The following is an 18,973-nucleotide window of genomic DNA, read 5'->3' on the forward strand; positions in this document are numbered from 1 at the left end:
CCACTTGACCTGCCCGGCGGTTGCTCATGTGGGCTATTCTGCTGGGCAGAGGACTCGGGCAGCGTAGCCCCCGGGTCCTTTTGTGCTTTCGGGCCCGGACGGCTTCGTCTCCGGCGCGGCCGGCATGCCCTCGCCACCGCGCGGCCCGGCCGTCACCGGCCGGGGGAGCCGACCGTCAGCGGCCGAGCACCGCCGCACCCGCCTGCGCGTACTGCTCGTCCAGGTCGCCCGACGGAGCGCCCGCGACGCCGATGCCCGCGACGGGAGCGCCCTTGGCGGTCACCGGTGTGCCGCCCGCGAGGAACAGCGTGCCCGGGATGTCCTTCAGGGCCGGCGCCTGCGCCAGCCGCTTGGCCAGCTCCGAGGTCGGCGCGTTCCAGGACACCGCGGTGAACGCCTTGCGCTCCGCGGACTCGTACGACTGCGGGCCCGCCCCGTCGCCGCGCAGCGTGACCAGGGTGTTGCCGTTGCGGTCGACGACGGCCACGGACACCTGCCGGCCGTCCTTCTCGGCGGCGTCCACCGCGGCGCGGGCCGCCTCGGTCGCGGCGTCCAGGGTCAGGTGCGTGCTCTGGGCCAGTTCGCCGTTCCGGGCCGCCACGGGGGCGGCGGGCGCGGCATCCGTGGAGTCGGCGGCGTTGGCGGCGACCGTGCCGACGACACCGGCACCGACGACGGCCAGGGCGGCGCCGCCCACGAGGACGCGGGTACGGGCGGACGGCTTCTTGCGGCTGGGCATGCTGAGGACCTTCCAGTAGAGCCGGGGCTGGGGCGTAATCGCTCCCGGAACCGATCCTCGGCCCGGACGAGGCCACGCCCCGTCGCCGGACCGGATGCCCGGGTGGTCATCCGATCGGATGACCCCGCCGCTCCGGTACCTGGGCACAATGGAGGGTGTTTGCCCAGTTCAGCGCGGAGTCGAGGGAGGTGTCCGCAGTGGCCGTACCCGAGCGCGACGACACCCGCGCCCTCACCGTCGTCATGCACACGGCGTTCTTCGTGCTGCTGTTCGCGTCCGTCGCCCGCTACCTGGCCCGGCACGCCGGCGGACCGCACACCCCCTGGGCCATCGCCCTGTCCGCCCTGCTCGCCGGGCTCTACGTCCTCGGCCCCGCCCTCGGCACCCGGCCCACCCCGCGCCGCCTGACCTGGCTCGGCCTGGTCGTGGCCGCCTGGGCGCTGCTGGTCGTGCTGGCCCCGAGCTTCGCCTGGTGCGCGGTCCCGCTCTTCTACACCGGCCTGCGCACGCTCCCGCCGCGCGCCGCGATCCCGCTCGCGGCCCTGCTGACGGCGCTCGCGGTGGCCGCCCAGCTCAGCCTGGCCGGCTGGCCGGATCCGAACGTGCTGCTGGCACCGCCCGCCGTGGCCGCCGTGGCCACCACCGTCTTCGTCGTCATGCAACGCCAGGCCGCCCGCCGGGACGCCCTGATCGACGACCTGGTCCGCACCCGGCGCGACCTCGCCGCCACCGAGCGCCGCGAGGGCACCCTCGCCGAACGCGAACGGCTCGCCCGGGAGATCCACGACACCCTCGCCCAGGGCCTGTCCAGCCAGCGCATGCTGCTCCAGGCGGCCGACCGGCTGTGGGACACCGCGCCCGGCACGGCCCGGGGCCATGTGCGTACGGCGGCGGCGATCGCCGAGCGCAGCCTCGCCGAGGCCCGCCGCTTCGTCCACGACCTGACCCCGGCCGACCTGGCCGAGGGCGGCGGCCTGCTCCAGGCCCTGCGCGCCGTTGCCGAGCGCGAGACGACACCCACGCTCACCGTCCGCGTCCATGCCGAGGGCAGCCCGCCCGAACAGCTGCCCGCCCCCGTGGAGTCCGCCCTGCTGCGCATCGCCCAGGGCGCCCTCGCCAACGTCCGCGAGCACGCGGCGGCCACGACCGCGACCCTCACGCTGACCTGCCTGGACGACCAGATCGTCCTGGACGTCACGGACGACGGCCGTGGCTTCGACCCACGTATCCCGGCCGCCGCCGGGGCCGCCGCCCTCGAAACCGTCGCGGACGAGCGACGCGGCCACGGCCTGCCCGCCATCCGCGCCCGCCTGCGCCAGCTCGGCGGCACCCTCACCATCGAGTCGGTGCCGGGCGAGGGCACGGCCCTGTCGGCGGCGATCCCGTTGGAGCCGAAATGAGCCACACCCCCGGCCCGGCCGCGCGCACCCCGGTGCGCATCCTCGTCTGCGACGATCACGCCGTCGTACGCGCCGGACTGCTGGCGCTCCTGCACAGCGCACCGGACATCGAGGTCGTCGGCGAGGCCGGCAGCGGCGAGGAGGCACTCGCCCTCGTCCGCAAGACCGCCCCGGACGTCGTCCTGATGGATCTGCAACTGGGCGAGGGCATCGACGGCGTCGAGACCACCCGCCGGCTGCGCGCCACACCGCCCGCCCCGCACGTCCTGGTCCTGACCACGTACGACACGGACGCCGACGTCACCCGCGCCATCGAAGCGGGCGCCACCGGCTACCTGCTGAAGGCCGAGCGCGCCGAGGACCTCTTCACGGCGATCCACGCCGCCGCCCAGGGCCGGCCGGCCCTCTCGCCGCCGGTCGCCGACCGCGTCATGTCCCGGCTCCGCAACCCGCGCCCCGCCCTCACCCCACGCGAACGCGACATCCTCACGCACCTCTCCCAGGGCCTGCCCAACCACGCCATCGCCCGCGCCCTCTACATCAGCGAGGCCACGGTCAAGACCCATCTGCGTCGCATCTACGACAAGCTGGGCGTGGACACCCGGGCGGGCGCGGTGGCGGTGGCGAAGGAACAACGTCTGCTGCCCTGACGGAACCTGCACACACCGAGCGGCGACCTCGTCACCTCCGCAGTGCCTCGAACGCCTCCCGCCCCGCGACCCCGATCGCCAGGTCGATGTCGGCGGCGAGCCCCGCGCAGCGGTCCGCACGGGTCAACGCCGCCATCGCCACCCGCTCCCCGGACTCCGCCTCCACCACCCCGATCTCGTGTCTCAAGTGCAAGAACGTGCCGGTCTTGCCGCTCCACCGCAGCGTGTCCGCCCGCAGCTCGCTCGCCAGCCGGTGGGTGAAGACCTGGAGCCCCATCAGCCGCCGCAGCTCCGCCGTCGCCGCGCGGCCGGCGATCTCGTCGCGCCACACACGCTGGAGCAGACCGACGAGCGCCGCGGTCGAGCCGGCGTTGGCATGCGCCGGGTCCAGGGTCTCGATGGTGTGCCGGCCCGTCCGCTCGTCCCGGACGGCCAGCTCCAGCGCGAGCGAGAAGTCGTTGCCCGCGGCACCGGCGGCGCACTCGTACAGGTGGTTCATCCGGTGCCGCATCCGGATCCCGTCGCACCCCCATGCCCGCAGCCGCGCGTCGACGTCCGCGACCGGCACCAGGTCGAGCAGCGCGTCCGCGGCGGCGTTGTCGCTCACGGACAGCATCAGCAGGAGCAGGTCGCCGACGGCCACGGTGGCCGGGTGCCGGAAGGCGGCGAGCCCGGTGGGACCGACGCTGCTCGCGGTCGGGTCCACCGTCACCGGGTGCGCAGGGTCGAGTTCCCCGGCCTCGATCCGGTCCAGCACGACCAGGGCGAGCGGGACCTTCACCACCGAGGCGAGAGGCGTCGACTCATCGATGTCGAAGCCGAGTTGCTCGCCCGTGTCGATGTTGCGGGCCAGGAAGGAGCCACGCACCCCGAGCGCCGCCCAGTCCCTGGCGATCGTCTCGGCGACGTCCAGGAGGGCACCGTCGTCGCCGGTGTACGCCGGATGGTGCACCGCCGGCACCGCGCCCGCGCTCATCCGCGGGCCGCCAGCCGGGCGGGCACGTCCTCGGACCCGGGCTCCGGCCCGCCGCGCCCGGCGGGTACGGCACCCACGGCCGACGCGAGCAGCGCGGCCAGCCAGCCCGGCACCTCTTCGGCGCCGCCCCGCGCCGGGGCGGCGCTCACGTCGTACCCCCGGTGCAGGGACCGGTCGGCCAGAGGCGCCCAGTGTGCCCCGTGCTGCCGGGCGAACGGTTCGGCGCACAGCAGCAGCGCCCGTCCAGCCAGTGTCTCGGCGAGCGCGGTCGCCGCCGGCCCGGCCGGCCGGATCCGCCCCTCGGGCAGTCCGGAGCGAGCGGCAGCCCGCCCCAACCGGTCGCTGAAAAAGGGCACTTGATCCTCCGTCAGGAGCAGGAACGGTGGCGGGCCGACGGTGGGACCGGCGGGGCGACCGCGTCGCGGCCGTAGCTCTTCGAGGTGGATCGCGCGCCGCCCGGCCCCGTCCGGTCCCGGCGCGGACGCCAGTCCCAACGGCACCCGGAACGCGGCCTGCTCCGGAGCCGCCCGCACCAGCGCGTACCCGAGCGAACCGTCGGCCAGCCCGGAAACCCGCTCCAGCGGCGGCAGTTCGCGCATGCCGAGGGTGATCCCGCGCTCGGTGCCGGCGCGTATGGCCCGGGCCAACGCGGCCGGGGCGCAGTCCGCGGGCACTCCGACCGCGGACACCCGTGACCGCCGGGCCGAGCGGGCGACCTGACGCAGCCGCTGGGCCCGGTCCAGCACGTCCCGCGCGTACGGGAGGAGGAGCACCCCCAGTTCGGTGGTCGCGATCTGTCGCCGGGACCGGTCGAACAGGGCGCCGCCGAAGTGCTCCTCCAGCGTCTTGATACGGCGGCTGAGCAGCGGCTGGGCGATACCGAGCCGGTCGGCCGCCCGGGAGAAGCTCGCCTCGTCGGCCGTCGCCACATACGCCTCTAGGTGTGCCAGGAGATCCACTCTGCACTCATATCAATACGGTATGGGATCTTCAAAGTTCCCTCTTGGACATGAGTGGGCTCCTCCTGTTTCGCTGTCCCCGTCGAAGATCGACACCCCGCACGGACGACCCGGGAGGCTTCGCCCATGACCAGCTCCGACCACCCCACCTCGCTGCCGCGCCGCCGCCTGATCAGGGCCGGCCTGGCGTTCACCGGCGCCGCCATGACGGCCACGGCGCTCTCCGCACCCTCCGCGTCCGCGGCCCCGGCCACCGGATCGCGCGCCACGCAGGACGAGCTGGCCGAGCTGGAACAGCGCTACGGCGCCCGGCTCGGCGTGTACGCGCGCAACGTCCGCACCGGGCGGACCGTGTCCCATCGTGCGGGGGAGCGGTTCGCGATGTGCTCGACATTCAAGGCGTTCGCCGCCGCGGCGGTCCTGCGCGACCAGGCCCGCTGCGCGCCGCTGGACCGGGTGGTGCACTACCCGCCGCACGACATCATGCCCAACTCGCCTCGGACGGAGGAGAATCTGGCGACCGGCATGACCGTGGCCGACCTGTGCGCGGCGGCGATCCAGTACAGCGACAACGCGGCCGGCAACCTGCTGCTCCGTGAGATCGGCGGCCCGGCCGGCCTGACCCGCTTCTACCGGTCGCTCGGCGACGAGGTGAGCCGGCTGGACCGGTGGGAGCCGGAGCTGAACACCGCGATCCCCGGGGACCTGCGCGACACCACCACCCCGCAGGCCGTCGCCGCGAGCCTGGAGCGCGTCACCCTGGGCCGGGCCCTGGCCGACGCCGACCGCGAGCGGTTCGTCACCTGGCTGAAGGGCAACACCACCAGCAAGGCGCGGTTCCGCGAGGGCCTGCCGCGGGAGTGGGTCCTGGCCGACAAGACCGGCACCGGCTCCTACGCGACCGCCAACGACATCGGCGTGGCCTGGACGACCCGGCGTACCCCGATCGTGCTGGCGGTCCTGTCGACCAAGAGCGCCCCGGACGCGCCGGTGGACGACGCGCTGATCGCCGACGCGGCACGCATCGTGGCCCGCACCCTTGCCCCCGGCGAGTAGCCCCACCACTCGCCAATTCACTCATCTGAATATGAATCATGTACGCGACTATTGACGCGTGCATGACGTCTCCCTACCGTCGGGAAAGTCCAGGGGAAAGCGCTTTCCGTCGTGACCCACCATGCCACGACCGGACGTCGTGTTCACCCCCTGGACCACTCGCATCCGCACGCCGAGTCAACCCGCAGGGAGACAAGCCGATGCAACTGAGACCAGCCATCGCGTGCGCCGGTCTGCTCGCCGGCACGCTCGTCGCGCTGTACGGCCCCACGGCCCAGGCCGCGACCACCCGATACGAGGCCGAAGGCTCCACCACGGTCTGTACCGGCACCATCGACTCGAACTGGGCCGGCTACTCCGGCAGCGGTTTCTGCAACGGCACCAACGCCTCCGGTGCGTACGTCCAGTTCACCGTGAACGCCGCCACCGCGGGAACCGCGACCCTGGGCATCCGCTTCGCCAACGGGACGACCGGCGCCCGGTCCGCCACCGTCGCGGTCAACGGGACGACGGCCACCACCGCGTCCTTCGAGGCCACCGGCGCCTGGAACACCTGGGCGACCAAGACGCTCACCGTGCCGGTGAAGGCCGGGAGCAACACCGTCCGCCTCACCCCGACCACCGCCGACGGCCTGCCCAACCTCGACTACCTGGACGCTAACGTGTCCACGGCGGCGACCGGCACGGTGCTCTACGTGTCCCCGAGCGGCACCGACGGCGCGGCCGGCACGGAGTCGGCACCGACCACGCTCACCTCGGCCATCAGCCGGATCACGCCCGGCGGCACGATCTACCTGCGCGGCGGGACGTACGCCTACTCCTCCACGGTCACCATCCCGGCCGGCACCGACGGCACCGCGAGCGCCCGCACCAGCCTGTCCGCCTACCCGGGCGAGAAGCCCGTACTGAACTTCTCCGCGCAGAGCGAGAGCCCGTCCAACCGGGGCATCCAGCTGAACGCCGACTACTGGCGGCTGTACGGCCTCACCGTCGAGCACGCCGGTGACAACGGGATCTACGTCGGTGGAAGCAACAACGTCGTCGAGCGCGCGGTCACCGCGTACAACCGGGACACCGGGCTGCAGCTCGGCCGGATCTCCTCCGGCACCCCCAGCTCCCAGTGGCCGTCGAACAACCTGATCGTCAGCTCCGAGTCGCACGACAACGCCGACTCCGACGGCGAGGACGCCGACGGCTTCGCCGCGAAGCTGACCACCGGCACAGGGAACGTCTTCCGCTACGACGTCTCCCACAACAACATCGACGACGGATGGGACCTGTACACCAAGACCGACACCGGCGCGATCGGCCCGGTGACCATCGAGTACTCCCTGTCCTACGGCAACGGCACCCTGAGCGACGGCACCGTCAACTCCAACGGCGACCGCAACGGCTACAAGCTCGGCGGGGACGACATCGCCGTGAACCACGTGGTCCAGCACAGCGTCGCCTACAAGAACGGCCACCACGGGTTCACGTACAACAGCAACCCCGGCACGATGACGATCTCCAACAACGTCGGCATCGACAACGCCCAGCGCAACTTCTCGTTCGACGCGGGCACTTCGGTGTTCCGCAACGACACCTCGTGCCGTTTCGCCGTCAGCGGCTCGAACGACAAGACCGTCGGCAACGCCGACAGCTCCGACCAGTTCTGGACCGGCACCAACGGCTCCCGCTGCGCCGCGTACTCGGGCGCCCTCGGCTGGTCGTTCGCCTCGGACGGACACCTCGTGGTGACCTTCGGCGGCGGTGTCGTGACGCCGTAGCCGGTGCACGACGGCGAGGAAGGGCGGGGCGCTGCTTCGGGCGGCGCCCCGCACCTGGTCGACGAGGTGTCAGCCGACGGGGTCGTTCGGGGCCACGGGATGTGTCTCCAGGTCCGGCGCGGCCAGCAGGTCGGCGATCAGCTCCGGTGAACCGCCGACGTAGGTGCTGACGAGGTCCACGTCACCGCCCAGGATCCAGGCGCGGTCCTGCGGCCACCACAGATCGGGCAGCTCGGTGAACTCGTCCAGGGCCACCGGGGAGCCGGCGTCGGCCAGCCGGCCGGCCAGCAGGACCTCCGACCGGCCGGGCGTCTCGAAGACCGGGAACCGGTTCCAGTCCCAGCGGCCGTATCCGTGCCACAGCCCGAACCAGCACCGCTCCGGAGTCCGGGTGTGCCGGGCCAGCACGGGCAGCAGCGCCCGCGCGACGTCCGGCGGGGTCGGGCCCTCGTGGGGATGCTCGTCCCACACCCCGGGCAGACCGAGATCGGAACGGTTGACGTAGTCCTGGTCCACCCCGATGACCTCGTGCCACCGGGTGCACGGCGTCACCCGCGTCCCGTGGGCGGCCGCCGCTGTCGACCAGCGCACCGGCCGCTCGTCGAGCAGGGCCGGGTGCAGGATCCGTACGTAGGCCGCGAACCCCGGCGCCGCGACGCCCGCCACCGTGCCCAGGGGGGCCTGGCCCGCCCCGTGCGGGCCGATCCAGTCGGCGGGGGAGAGGTCGTCGGCCTGCGGCCGCAGGCGTCCGTACCACTCCGGAGCCGGGTCCTGGTCGACCAGGGGGAAGTCGTTCACCCCCACAGTGTGCCGTGCGCCCGCCCGGCGCGGCCGACCGGGGCGGACCGGGATCCCGGTCCGCCCCGTCACCTCAGGACTCCGCAGGCCGCTCGGGGCTGCCGTAGGGGCGGGTGATGATCTCCATCGCGTGTCCCGCCGGATCCATGAAGTACAGACCCCGGCCACCGAAGTGATGGTTGATCTCGCCCGGCTGCTTGCGGTGCGGATCGGCGAAGTAGGTGATCCCGGCCTCGCGGATGCGGGCGAAGGCCGCGTCGAACTCCTCCTCGGAGATGAGGAAGGCGTAGTGCTGCATGACGATCGACTCCGCCGGGATCGTGGCGAAGTCCAGGGTCACGCCGTTGCTGGTGTCGACGGGGACGAACGGGCCCCACTCGGATCCGACCTCCAGACCCAGGATGTGGGCCAGGAACTCGGCGGACTCCCGGTTGTCCCGGGCGTGGACGATGGTGTGGTTCAACTCGACTGACATGAGTGGAATGCCTCCGAGGGCAATCTCACGGGCACCTCCATGCCTCACCCGGTCGGTGACCGGCACGCGATGCCGTAAGACAATCCTACCCAGCCGCTGATGTCGACCGGCGCATGTCAGACAGCGCCCCGGTGCGCGACATGCCCGCCGGTGAGCGTCAACACCACCGGGGAGTCCGCCAGTTCGTCGCCGGGTGCGCGGACGGGGTCCACGGACAGCGCGGTCAGGTCGGCACGGCAGCCCGGCGCGATCCGGCCGGCGACCGCGGCCTCGCCGGCCGCCGCTGCCGCATGGCTGGTGCAGCCCTCCAGCGCCTGCAACGGCGTGAGCCCCGGCCGGTGCGCCGCGGCACCCTTGGGACGGCGGGCCGTCGCCAGCACGGCACGGACGTCGTAGTGCGCGATGGGCCAGTCCGAGCCCAGGGCGACCGTGGCCCCGGCCTCCCGCAGATCCCGCAGCCGCCAGGCGCGGGCGGCCCGGTCGCCGCCCAGCCGCCGCGACCACTCGTCGGTGCCGTCGTCGCGGGTGTACCCGGTGTGCGGCGGCTGCAGCGAGGCCGCGACACCCAACTCCGCGAAGCGGGGCAGGAGTTCGTCGGGAGCCGTCTCGATGTGCTCGATCCGGTGCGCGCCGCGCCCGCCCGGGCCCAGGGAGGCCACGGTGTCCAGGGCGTGCCGGACGGCGGCGTCCCCGATGGCGTGCGTGGCGGTGCGGACACCGGCCGCGTGCAGCGTGCGGACGGCCTCGGCGTACGCGTACGGGTCCGGCCAGAACGCGTCGGTGCCCTGGCCGTGGCAGTCGGGGTGCTCCAGCCAGGCGGTACCGCCCTCCACGGTGCCGTCCATGAAGAACTTGACCCCGCCGACCACCCAGTGCCGCCCGCCCCTGCCCTGCGCCTCGGCCAGCTCCCGCAGGGCATCGGCGTCCGCGCCAGGCATGCACCAGGGCGCGAACCGCAGCCGCACCGGCAGCACCGTCTCCCGCGCCACCGCCGCCACCAGCTCCAGGTCCCCGCCGTCCATCACATGGGCGCCGGTCAGCCCGGTCGCGGCCATCGCGGACAGCAACTCCACCAGCCGCGCCCGCCGTTCGGCGCACGAGGGCCGGGGGACGACACGGGCCACCAGATCCATCGCCGCGTGCTCGACCAGGTGCCCGGTGGGCCGGCCCGAGGCGTCGCACACCACCTGGGCGCGCTGGTCGAAGGCGCGCGGCCCGGTCACCCCGGCGGCGGCCAGCGCCGCGCCGTTGGCCAGCGCGGAGTGGCCGTCGTACAGGCGGAGGAAGGCCGGGGTGTCCCTCAGCGCCACCGCCACCAGGTCGTGGTGGACGGCCCGGCCCCCGAACGCGTTGTGGTCCAGTCCGTAGCCCACCACCCACCCGTCCACCCGCTCCGCACGGGCGAGCGCCGCGCGCAGCCCCGCCAGGTCCGTCACGGCCGACAGATCGGTGCCGGTCGCCATGTCGAGCCCCCACACCGGGTGGCTGTGGGCGTCGACCAGGCCCGGCACGAGGTGCCCACCGTGCAGATCGACGATCTCGGTGCCAGGGCCGCGCCAGTCCCGTACGTCGTCCGCCGTCCCGACCGCGGCGATCACCCCGTCGCGCACGGCGACGGCGGTGGCGGCGGGCAGGCCGGGGTCGAGGGTGCGGACCTGGGCGCCGGCGAGGATCAGATCGGCAGCGGGCATGCCATGAACTCCTTGAACTCCTTGACGGAAGGCGGTCATTCGGTGGGTTCGGTGCCGAACGCGGCGTAGACGGCCGGGCGGTTGCGGCGCAGCCACCACGCCAGCGGCAGGCCGAGGACGAAGACGGCGGGTGCCACGGCGACGAGCAGGACGTTCACGGCCGGGGAGGCGGCGGTGAACAGGTCGATGTGGGTCACCACCAGACCGATCGCGGTCGCCAGCAGGACGGCGGCGAGGACCGGCGCCAAGCGTGTGCGCACGCTGCCCTCCGTGTGGCGCACCCGCCGGAAGTAGCAGGGTACGGCGATGGCTGCGAGCAGCTGGAGCAGCAACAGGCCGATCATTCCAGGGGTGTTCACCCACAGCAGCAGCTGCTGGTAGGGGTCGGCGCCGGCGGCCCAGAACGCGAGGACGACCAGGGCGCCGAGGGCGGTCTGGGCGAGACCGGCGACGTACGGGGAGCGGTGCCGGCCGTGGATGCGGCCCAGCCGGCGCGGCAGCACGCCCTCTTCGGCCAGGGCGAGCGCGTAGCGGTTGATGGCGTTGTGGAACGCGAGCAGGGAGGCGATGACGCTCGTGACGATGAAGACATGCATCAGGTCGGCGGCCCAGCCGCCCACATAGGTGCTGATCGCGGTGAAGAAGAGTCCGGCCGGGTCCTTGCCCGCGGCCTGCACGACCCGGTCGTCGCCGAACGCCTGGACGGCGATCCAGACGACGAACGCGTAGAACAGGCCGAGGAATCCGACGGCCGCGTAGGTGGCGCGGGGGACCGTGCGCTCGGGGTCGCGGGCCTCGCGGCGGTAGATGACGGTCGACTCGAAACCGGTGAACGCCGCGAACGCGAAGGCGAGGACGGCCGCCGTACCGGGCACGAGCACATGGGCCGGGGCGAACGAGGCCAGGGAGAGGCCGTGCGCGCCGCCTCGCACCAGCACCCCGCCGGCGAGCAGGACGAGTATGCCGGTCTCGGCGACCAGCAGGACCCCGAGGACCTTGGCGCCGAAGTCGATCGAGCGGTAGCCGCCGTACCCGATCAGCAGCAGACCGGCCAGGGACACCGGCAGCCACGGCACATCGGAGCCGAAGAGGGAGTGCACGGTGTCGCGGGTGGTGGTGGCGAGGAGGCCGTAGACGCCGATCTCCATGCCGTTGTAGCCGACGAGGGCGAGCAGGGCGGCGCCGATACCGACCGGGCGGCCCAGGCCACGGGTGATGTAGGCGTAGAAGGCGCCGCCGCTGGTGACATGGCGGCTCATGGTGGTGAAGCCGACGGCGAAGACGGCGAGGGTGAGCCCGGCCAGGAGATAGCCGACGGGCGCGCCGATACCGCCCAGCAGGATCGCGAGCGGGGCGACGCCTGCCATGACGGTGAGGGGCGCGGCGGCGGAGACGACGAAGAAGGCGATGTCGGCGGTGCCGAGGGAACCGGTCCGGAGTGTGGCCGCGTCGGACGACGCTTCCTCCTCCGGGAGTTCTGCGGTGGTCACGGACATACGGGGAGCCCTTCTGGCGGCGGAGGGGAGGGGGTCCCGGTGGTGGGGGGCAGCCGGGTTCGCGGACGCCGGGGGACGGGGCCGGGGTGGGCCGTCCGGGCCGGCGGCATCCGGGGGCACGCGGGGATGACGGACGCCCGGAGCGTAAACCTAAAGGCTTTCGGTTTCCGCAATGTAACCTGCCGTTGGGCATCCGGGAAGACCTCAGGGAGAACGCTGACCATGGGACGGCCGCGCACACCGCTCCTCGACCGCGAGCGCATCACCACCACCGCGCTCCAACTGATCGACGAGACCGGTGACTTCAGCGTCCCGCGGATCGCCCGCCGGCTGGGCGCGCAGACCGGGTCCGTGTACCACCATGTGGACGGCCGCGACGGCATAGTCGAACTGCTGCGTGAGCGCGTCTGCGCGGCGATCGACCCGGCCACCCTCGATCTGACGCCGTGGGACGCGGCCATCGATGCCTGGGCCCGGTCGTACCGGGCCGCGTTCGCCGCTCACCCCCGGGTGATCCCGCTGCTCATGACCTCGCCCGTCCGCGCGCCCCGGGTCCTGGAGCAGTACGAGCGCGCGGTGAGCCTGCTGCTCACGGCCGGCTTCCCGCCGGCCGAGATCATGCCGCTGCTCATCGCCCTGGAGAACCTGGTACTGGGCTCGGCCCTCGACCTCGCCGCCCCCGAGACCATGTGGGAGCTGACGGACAGCACCCCGACACCCCGCCTCGCGCAGGCGCTCGCCGCGGTGGGCGACGGACGGGCCGACCGCGCCTTCGAGGTCGGCCTGACGGCGTTCTTGGTCCACGCGCGGGCGCTCCACGCGGAACACGCCCGGTAGCGGGCTTCGGGGCGCCCGGGTCGGCTCCGTCGTGCGCGAGTGGCCATCGGTGAGGTGCGCACGAGTGTGATGCGGGCGGGGGAGTGGTGGCGCATCGGGGAGGGGGTGCTGGGGCCACTCCGGAACCCCAGTGGGAAGTCCCGGTGCCGGCGAGCCGACGGCTGAGAGCCGGCCGTCCGTACGGGGGTCGGCGCGGGTGTCGGCACGCTGCCGGACGCCGGCCGGACCGGCCGGCCCCAGCGCCGGCCGACAGCCCGCCGCAGCGCCCCGCCGGCCGGGCTCGCCCGGCGCCGGGTATGCCGACGACAGTCCGCCGGCGGGCCCCGGCCGGCGCCAGGCCGGAGGGAGCGGCGGCGCACCAGCACCCCGTGCCCCGTGCCGCGTACCGGAGTCTTCTAGCGGGCCTGGTGGTTGTCGTCTGCGGTGCCGTCGGCCGAGAGGGCTGTTTCGGTCGATTGGGTCGATTGGGCCGATTGGGTCGTTCGGGGCGGGACGCCGTCCGTGTCGGCGGGTCTCTTCGGTGCTTCGGGGCTCTTGGGCAGGCGGCGTAGGCCTGCGGTGAGGCCTGGCACGGCGGCGGGGAGGCGGTACAGGGCGCCGGAGAGCCAGGCGGGGGCATGCGCGCGCAGATAGCGGCGGGCGCGGACCCGGGCTCGGGCCATCAGCAGCACGGCTTGCGGGGTGGCCGGTGGCGGGCCGGTCATGGCGTCGGTCACGGCCACCTCCACACCACCGCTGAACTGCGCCGACAGGTTGTAGAGGAAGCTGCCCAGCGTCGCCAGGCCTGCGCCCAGGACGACTTCCAGGGTGACGACGACGACCGCGATGGGCAGGGCGGTCGTCAGCGCCGGCAGAGTGTCCGGGGCCATGGCTTCCAGCAGGAGCCAGAGCACGCCCCCCGTGCCGACCACGGTCACGCCGAGCCCGGCCAGGAGCACGAAGCTCGTCACCATGACCGACCAGGGATCCGCCTGGGATATGCGCAGCCGTATCGTCCGGGGGCCGAGCGTACGAGGCCCGCCGGGCGGTGCCGGACGAGCGGCGGCGCCTGCCGGACCGGACCGGCCGGCGGGGGCGGACGTGCTCCGGCGTACGGGGTGGGCGGCCGACGCGACGACCGGGGCGGAGGGTGTCGGCGCGGGTGTCGCCTGCGGGTCTCCGGCGGGCCCCGGCTGCCGGGTGCGGCCGGAATCGCCGTCCTGCGGCTGGGTCAGTTGTCCGCGGGCGGTGTAGCGGGGCCTGCGCTTGGCTCGGCTCATGCCTGTCTCCCTGACTGGCCCGGCAGCCGTACCCCCTCCACCGACGAACGGGCCTTCGACGACCGCCAGGCGGCCTCTGGGGCCTGCTGGTCCGTGCTTCCGACGGTATAAACCATTTCGCGGTCATGCACTCCGAGTGTCGGAGTGAGCGCGCTAGGCAACAGTGGGAACCACGACAGTACGAGTTTCCCAGTACCGCCAGTAACATGATCACCTTGCTCTGGGTATACCAGTCAGTCAACTCGGCCGCCGTCCCCGGACGCGCCCTGCCCGGAGAAGTCCATGTCTTCTGTCAACGACGCGTTGGAAAACGCGCGCTTCACCTACGAGCAGCACATGCGGACCTGCCGCCAGTGCCATGTCGACGCCGCGCCCTGTGCCGTGGCGAAGCACCTCCTGCGGATCTACAACCTCGCCCGCAGGGACCGGCTCCGCGCCATGGGGCCGGGCACGCCGAGCGCCTGACCCGCGCGCGGCGCGTTCCCCCCGACGCGAGAAGCTGCCCCGGTCGACACGCCCGGGGGAGTGCTCAGCCGGTCCGGAACGGCGGCTCGGCCAGGAGTTCCAGCAGCGACTGGGCACTCTCCGCGGCCGTCGGTTCGGAGCCGGACGCGTCGGGGAACATCCGGCCCCACGAGTCTGCCCGGCCCAGGGCACTCAGCCGCCAGGCGAGCGCCGCCGCGCGCCGCAGCTCCGCCGCCGTGCGGCCGTTGCCCGTCCAGGGCTCCAGATAGGCGTCGAGCAGCCGGGGCAGCACCTGCGACCCGTACCGGGCGCGGGCCCGTTCGGCCGGGACGCGCAGGCTGCAGAACGGGTGCGAGACGGCGGCGTCCCCCCAGTCGAAGAAGGTGAACCGGCCCGGCACCGGCCGGAACAGCTGGCCGTCGTGCAGGTCGGCATGGTCGAGCGTGTCCGCGACACCGACGGACACGAGTTCCGCACACCACTCCGCGAGCCTCGGCCGCAGGCCCTCCAGCCGGGCGCGCTCGTCCGGCCCCAGCGCGGAGTTCCCGGCGAGCAGCTTGTCGAACACCGCGGGCAGGTCCGGCGTCCGCGCGGTGGGCACCCCGAGCCGCTCGATCGCGTCCGCGTGCGGAATCAGGGCGCACTGCATGCTCGCGTACTGACGCAGCAGGGTCTCCCACTCGCGCGGCGAGACCGGCTCCCGGGCGAGCACGGCCCGGAACAGATCGCCCCCGTCGGGGAGCAGGGACCAGCCGCGCGTGGCGTCGACGGCCAGCGGGCGCAGCACCTGCTCCGGCACCCAGCGAGCCAGGGCGGCGGTCAGCGGGCCCTCGAACGCGCTCGCCGGCGGATTGGCCTTGAACCAGACGGCCGCCCGCCCCGCGACGGGCACGCGGATGAGCACGGACCACGGCCGCAGCCGCACCTCCAGGGCGCCGTCCGTGCGCAGGCCGTGCGCGGCGAGCCGGTCGGCCACCCAGTCGAGGGCCGCGGCCCGCCAGGACTCCCGCTCCCACGGAGTCACCGCGTCCGCGTACCGCCCGCGGTCCACGGCCGTTGTGCCATCAGTGTGCATCGCCCCATCCCAGCATCGCCTCCGGCGCGCCTGCCAGCGGTTTTCGCCGATCCGCCGCGGAGCGGAGATGCCCGCGAGGCTCAACTCCCTTAGTGGTACGGCTGTATGATCACGAACACGTGTGCGGGGGCGTCGTGCGGCGACGTGCTCCGCACAGCCACAGCCGCATACAGGGGGAACCGTGCCCGAACGGCACCAACGGCCGGCGCGCCTGGGGAGAGCCGCCGCCGTCACCACCGCGCTCGTCGTCACGGCGGGCCTCGCCCTGCCCGCACTCGCGCCCGCGTACGCCGTCACCGGCGAGATCACGATCGCCGCGCCCGACGCCGATGTCGACCGGCAGCTGACGGTCGTGACCAGCACCCGCCTCGGCGCGGTGTACCAGGAGGAGGGCACCGACGGATACGTCTGGGTCGGCTCGGGCAAAGCGGTCCCGGGCCTGAACGGCGTGCCCGCGAAATCCTTCTTCCGCACGAGCGACTACGACAACTGGGTCTACTACTCCACCTCCGCCGACGACGGCCGCACGCGCATCGTCCGCCTCAAGCTCGACACCGGCGCCACGGCGGCCCTGACGCTGCCCGACGGCTACCAGCACCCGCAGGTCAGCGATGGTCTGGTGCTGGCCTCGCGGCAACTCGCCGACGGCAGCCACGAGTACCGGGTCGTCCGGGGCGTGGACTCCGGCACCGTCTACGACGTCCCGGTGCAGCTTCCCGAGGGTGCCACGGCCGAGGCCGAACCGGAGATCCTCGCGGGCGAGGGCACGGACTTCATCGTCCGCTACCAGCAGGACGGCCGCGCCGCCTACGGCATCGTCAACGGCATCTCCGGCAAGGTCACGCCGCTGCAGGTGACCGGACCGGCGAGCAGCTTCCGGCTCAACCGCTCCTGGGTGTCCTGGTACACCCGCGAAGGCGGCGCCGGCATCCGGATCAGGGCGCGCGGCAGCGCCGGCGGCGCCCCCGGCGTCCGGACCGTGCCGACGTCGGCCCCGGACAGCGAGGTCACCTCCTTCCTCGTCGGCGACTACCTGCTGTGGTACGAGGGCTCGGGCGGGCCGCTGCACAACCAGTCGCTCGGCCCGGACGCGGCCCCGGTGCTGGCCGACGTCGAGCAGGCCGTGCAGTTCGGCAGCGAGCTGACCGTGCTCGGCCGGGCCACCCCCGACGGCCCGCGCACCCTGTTCTTCGTCTCCGTCGACGGCAACGGCGAGGTCGCGGCCACGCCCCGGCACACCGTGACCACCGTCCACCACGACGGCTCGGTCGGCGCGCTCGGCCTGGACCGAGGTACCGTCCGCCTCCTCAACACCCTGCGCGGCACGGGCACGTTGCACAGCCAGGACATCGGCACCGCCCTGGCGCCGGCCGGCGGGGCTCCGCTGACGCCGGCCGCCACCTCCGCCTCCACCGGCCCGGGCCGCTTCGCCGACGGCGGCGACGAGGGCCTCGCCCAGCTCACCACCGACCCGGCCACCGGCAAGGACGTCCTCACCACCGCCGACGACCCGGACGGGAACATTCCGCTGCCCGCCGCCGACGGCAGGATCCTGGACGTCTCCCCGCAGTACGTGCTGTATCAGGGCGGCGGCAAACAGTACGTCGCGGACATCACCACCAGCAAGATCGTCCGGGAGCAGAAGGCGCAGGCCGCCGCGCTCGACTACAGCACGCTGTGGACGCCGTCCGCCACGGCGGGACAGATCGTCGGCACCAGCCTGCGCACCGGGAAGACGGTCCGCACCGTCACCACGGACGGCAACTGCGTCCCCGGAGACCTGCGCACCAACGGCACCCTGATGTACTGGAGTTGCGCCGCCCAGAACAAGGCCGGGATCGTCCGGCCCGACCAGCCGGGCTACAGCTTCCCGACCCCGGTCGGTGACGTCCTCCTCGGCGACGGCTTCTTCGGCCGCTACGACCCCGCCGCGAAACTGATCCGGCTGACCCGGCTCCACAACGACGCCTCCGGCGACCTCGACTGGATCCGCGGCGTCGCCGGCACGACCGCCGCCGACACCCGCGGCGTCACCTGGACCGTCGACCGCCGCTCCAACAAGGTCGCCTACCTGGACGCGAAGGGCACCGTCCACGTCGTCGGGGCCTACGACGAGACGTGGACGCCGGCCCGGCTCACCGTGCCCGACTCCCTCGCGCCCGCCTCGTTCGCGGCGGCCGGCGGCAGCGCCCGCTGGAACGGCCACTGGTGGCTGTCCAAGCCGGCGTCCTCCTGGAAGCTGACCCTCAAGAGCGCCACCACCGGCGCCGTCCAGCGGACCTGGGAGGGCGGCGCCACCCGCAGCTCGGTACGGGTCGGCTGGGACGGCCGGAGCGAGTCCGGCACCCTCGTGCCCAACGGCGCCTACACCTGGACGCTCACCGGCACCCCCGCCGACGGCACCGGCTCCGCCCTGTCCGCCTCGGGCACCGTGCGGGTCTCCGGCGCGGCGGCCGTACCCCGCGACTACGCCGGCTCCGACGGTATCGGGGACGTCCTCACCCTCAGCTCGTCGGGCTCCCTGAGCATCCAGAAGGGCGACGGCAAGGGCGGCTTCTCCGGCAAGGTCTCCGCCTCCGGCTGGCCGTCCTCCGCCAAGGCCGTCCCGGTCGGCGATCTCGACGGGGACCGCTGCAACGACGTCCTGGTCCGCCTCTCCGACGGCACCCTGCGCGCGTACCGCCCCGGCTGCGGCAAGGCCGTCACGCCCTCGACCCCGTACACCTCGCTGGGCGCCGGCTTCGACCAGTACGACGTCCTGACCTCGCCGGGTGACGTCACCGGCGACGGGCGCGCCGACCTGATCGCACGGAATGCCCGGACCGGCACGGTCTACCTGTACAGGGCGACCAGCGCGGGCAAGCTGTCCGCGCGGGTCAAGCTGTACGCGGACTGGCGGAGCCACAAGAAGGTCGTCGGCGCCGGGGACCTCGACGGGGACGGCCGCGGGGACCTGCTAGTGCAGGACCGGTCGAACACCCTGTGGCGCTACAGCGGCACCGCGTCGGGCACCTTCACCGCCCGCGCCAAGGTCGCCGCCGACTGGGGTGCCTCCTACGACGTCGTGGTCGGCGCGGGCGACCTCACCGGCGACGGCAAGGCCGACCTGGTCGCGCGCGACGGCTCCGGCACGCTGTGGCGCATGAACGGCAACGGCAAGGGCTCCTTCGGCGCCCGGACGAAGATCGCCACCGGCTGGGGCGCCTACAAGGGCGTGTTCTAGCCGCGAGGCACAGGGCGAAGGCCTACCGGGGTGGGCTCGGTGCCCCGCTGGCCGTGGTCACCCTCGCCAACCCGGTGGCCGCCGCCGTGATCGGCCTCACCCTGC

16 protein-coding genes are annotated in these 18,973 nt (G+C 73.5%); 7 read left to right on the forward strand and 9 right to left on the reverse strand.

Annotated features, from left to right (window positions below; genetic code table 11):
• Window positions 1-175 precede the first annotated feature (175 nt).
• The gene (locus ABZ937_RS42060) at window positions 176-739 is read right to left on the reverse strand and encodes a heme-binding protein (protein ID WP_361700776.1); all 564 of its coding nucleotides are present in this window, start codon (window positions 737-739) and stop codon (window positions 176-178) included.
• A 242-nt stretch (window positions 740-981) separates the two neighbouring features.
• Here ABZ937_RS42060 and ABZ937_RS42065 point away from each other — a divergent pair, with 242 nt between their 5' ends.
• Complete coding sequence (locus tag ABZ937_RS42065) at window positions 982-2,139, forward strand: sensor histidine kinase (protein ID WP_361700814.1); 1,158 nt, start codon at window positions 982-984, stop codon at window positions 2,137-2,139.
• Window positions 2,136-2,789, forward strand: coding sequence for a response regulator transcription factor (locus tag ABZ937_RS42070; RefSeq protein ID WP_361700778.1), 654 nt, complete (start codon window positions 2,136-2,138; stop codon window positions 2,787-2,789). The genes ABZ937_RS42065 and ABZ937_RS42070 overlap by 4 nt, the downstream gene beginning before the upstream one ends.
• 31 nt (window positions 2,790-2,820) lie before the next feature.
• Here ABZ937_RS42070 and ABZ937_RS42075 read toward each other — a convergent pair whose 3' ends face one another.
• The gene (locus ABZ937_RS42075) at window positions 2,821-3,765 is read right to left on the reverse strand and encodes a serine hydrolase (RefSeq protein WP_361700781.1); all 945 of its coding nucleotides are present in this window, start codon (window positions 3,763-3,765) and stop codon (window positions 2,821-2,823) included.
• Window positions 3,762-4,724 carry a LysR family transcriptional regulator gene (locus ABZ937_RS42080; protein ID WP_361700784.1) on the reverse strand — a complete coding sequence of 321 codons (963 nt, stop codon included), beginning with the start codon at window positions 4,722-4,724 and terminating at the stop codon, window positions 3,762-3,764. Before ABZ937_RS42080 ends, ABZ937_RS42075 begins: the two co-directional genes overlap by 4 nt.
• A 126-nt stretch (window positions 4,725-4,850) precedes the next feature.
• Here ABZ937_RS42080 and bla point away from each other — a divergent pair, with 126 nt between their 5' ends.
• Together bla and ABZ937_RS42090 are read left to right on the forward strand one after the other, a co-directional pair.
• Window positions 4,851-5,780, forward strand: coding sequence for a class A beta-lactamase (gene bla / locus ABZ937_RS42085; RefSeq protein ID WP_361700786.1), 930 nt, complete (start codon window positions 4,851-4,853; stop codon window positions 5,778-5,780).
• 200 nt (window positions 5,781-5,980) lie between these two features.
• The gene (locus tag ABZ937_RS42090) at window positions 5,981-7,549 is read left to right on the forward strand and encodes a carbohydrate-binding protein (RefSeq protein WP_361700789.1); all 1,569 of its coding nucleotides are present in this window, start codon (window positions 5,981-5,983) and stop codon (window positions 7,547-7,549) included.
• A 69-nt stretch (window positions 7,550-7,618) separates the two neighbouring features.
• On the opposite strand, the gene ABZ937_RS42095 is transcribed toward ABZ937_RS42090, so the two are convergent.
• The 4 genes from ABZ937_RS42095 to ABZ937_RS42110 form a co-directional block, all read right to left on the reverse strand.
• Window positions 7,619-8,347, reverse strand: a complete 729-nt coding sequence (locus ABZ937_RS42095) for a hypothetical protein (protein ID WP_361700791.1) — start codon at window positions 8,345-8,347, stop codon at window positions 7,619-7,621.
• Window positions 8,348-8,420: 73 nt separating this feature from the next.
• Window positions 8,421-8,822: a VOC family protein gene (locus ABZ937_RS42100; protein WP_361700794.1), complete on the reverse strand. Its 402-nt coding sequence runs from the start codon at window positions 8,820-8,822 to the stop codon at window positions 8,421-8,423.
• A 116-nt stretch (window positions 8,823-8,938) separates the two neighbouring features.
• Entirely contained in the window at window positions 8,939-10,513 is a 1,575-nt protein-coding gene (locus tag ABZ937_RS42105; protein WP_361700796.1) for an amidohydrolase family protein, read from the reverse strand.
• Window positions 10,514-10,548: 35 nt separating this feature from the next.
• Window positions 10,549-12,009, reverse strand: coding sequence for an APC family permease (locus tag ABZ937_RS42110; RefSeq protein ID WP_361700798.1), 1,461 nt, complete (start codon window positions 12,007-12,009; stop codon window positions 10,549-10,551).
• A 222-nt stretch (window positions 12,010-12,231) separates the two neighbouring features.
• Here ABZ937_RS42110 and ABZ937_RS42115 point away from each other — a divergent pair, with 222 nt between their 5' ends.
• Window positions 12,232-12,846: a TetR/AcrR family transcriptional regulator C-terminal domain-containing protein gene (locus ABZ937_RS42115; RefSeq protein ID WP_361700801.1), complete on the forward strand. Its 615-nt coding sequence runs from the start codon at window positions 12,232-12,234 to the stop codon at window positions 12,844-12,846.
• A gap of 395 nt (window positions 12,847-13,241) precedes the next feature.
• Here the strand turns inward: ABZ937_RS42115 and ABZ937_RS42120 are convergent, their stop codons facing one another.
• Window positions 13,242-14,105 (reverse strand): DUF3566 domain-containing protein, encoded by an 864-nt coding sequence (locus tag ABZ937_RS42120; RefSeq protein WP_361700803.1) that lies wholly within the window; start codon window positions 14,103-14,105, stop codon window positions 13,242-13,244.
• Window positions 14,106-14,387: 282 nt separating this feature from the next.
• Between ABZ937_RS42120 and ABZ937_RS42125 the strand changes: the two genes are divergently transcribed.
• A complete protein-coding gene (locus ABZ937_RS42125; RefSeq protein ID WP_361700805.1) occupies window positions 14,388-14,570 on the forward strand; it encodes a hypothetical protein in 183 nt (60 codons plus the stop codon).
• Window positions 14,571-14,634: 64 nt separating this feature from the next.
• Here the strand turns inward: ABZ937_RS42125 and ABZ937_RS42130 are convergent, their stop codons facing one another.
• Complete coding sequence (locus ABZ937_RS42130) at window positions 14,635-15,645, reverse strand: aminoglycoside phosphotransferase family protein (protein ID WP_361700808.1); 1,011 nt, start codon at window positions 15,643-15,645, stop codon at window positions 14,635-14,637.
• Window positions 15,646-15,826: 181 nt separating this feature from the next.
• Between ABZ937_RS42130 and ABZ937_RS42135 the strand changes: the two genes are divergently transcribed.
• On the forward strand, window positions 15,827-18,868 hold the full coding sequence (locus ABZ937_RS42135) for an FG-GAP-like repeat-containing protein (RefSeq protein WP_361700811.1): 3,042 nt from the start codon (window positions 15,827-15,829) through the stop codon (window positions 18,866-18,868).
• The last annotated feature ends 105 nt before the right edge of the window (window positions 18,869-18,973 follow it).

It is taken from the genome of Streptomyces sp. NPDC046727, from assembly GCF_040645635.1.
In the GTDB taxonomy this organism is placed as follows: Bacteria; Actinomycetota; Actinomycetes; order Streptomycetales; family Streptomycetaceae; genus Streptomyces.

Excerpts from the sequence above, each read along its gene's own strand:
- ABZ937_RS42060 (WP_361700776.1), bottom strand. The coding sequence starts at position 739 with ATGCCCAGCCGCAAGAAGCCGTCCGCCCGTACCCGCGTCCTCGTGGGC.
- ABZ937_RS42065 (WP_361700814.1), top strand. The coding sequence starts at position 982 with ATGCACACGGCGTTCTTCGTGCTGCTGTTCGCGTCCGTCGCCCGCTAC.
- ABZ937_RS42070 (WP_361700778.1), top strand. The coding sequence starts at position 2,136 with ATGAGCCACACCCCCGGCCCGGCCGCGCGCACCCCGGTGCGCATCCTC.
- ABZ937_RS42075 (WP_361700781.1), bottom strand. The coding sequence starts at position 3,765 with ATGAGCGCGGGCGCGGTGCCGGCGGTGCACCATCCGGCGTACACCGGC.
- bla (WP_361700786.1), top strand. The coding sequence starts at position 4,851 with ATGACCAGCTCCGACCACCCCACCTCGCTGCCGCGCCGCCGCCTGATC.
- ABZ937_RS42090 (WP_361700789.1), top strand. The coding sequence starts at position 5,981 with ATGCAACTGAGACCAGCCATCGCGTGCGCCGGTCTGCTCGCCGGCACG.
- ABZ937_RS42100 (WP_361700794.1), bottom strand. The coding sequence starts at position 8,822 with ATGTCAGTCGAGTTGAACCACACCATCGTCCACGCCCGGGACAACCGG.
- ABZ937_RS42105 (WP_361700796.1), bottom strand. The coding sequence starts at position 10,513 with ATGCCCGCTGCCGATCTGATCCTCGCCGGCGCCCAGGTCCGCACCCTC.
- ABZ937_RS42110 (WP_361700798.1), bottom strand. The coding sequence starts at position 12,009 with ATGTCCGTGACCACCGCAGAACTCCCGGAGGAGGAAGCGTCGTCCGAC.
- ABZ937_RS42115 (WP_361700801.1), top strand. The coding sequence starts at position 12,232 with ATGGGACGGCCGCGCACACCGCTCCTCGACCGCGAGCGCATCACCACC.
- ABZ937_RS42120 (WP_361700803.1), bottom strand. The coding sequence starts at position 14,105 with ATGAGCCGAGCCAAGCGCAGGCCCCGCTACACCGCCCGCGGACAACTG.
- ABZ937_RS42125 (WP_361700805.1), top strand. The coding sequence starts at position 14,388 with ATGTCTTCTGTCAACGACGCGTTGGAAAACGCGCGCTTCACCTACGAG.
- ABZ937_RS42130 (WP_361700808.1), bottom strand. The coding sequence starts at position 15,645 with ATGCACACTGATGGCACAACGGCCGTGGACCGCGGGCGGTACGCGGAC.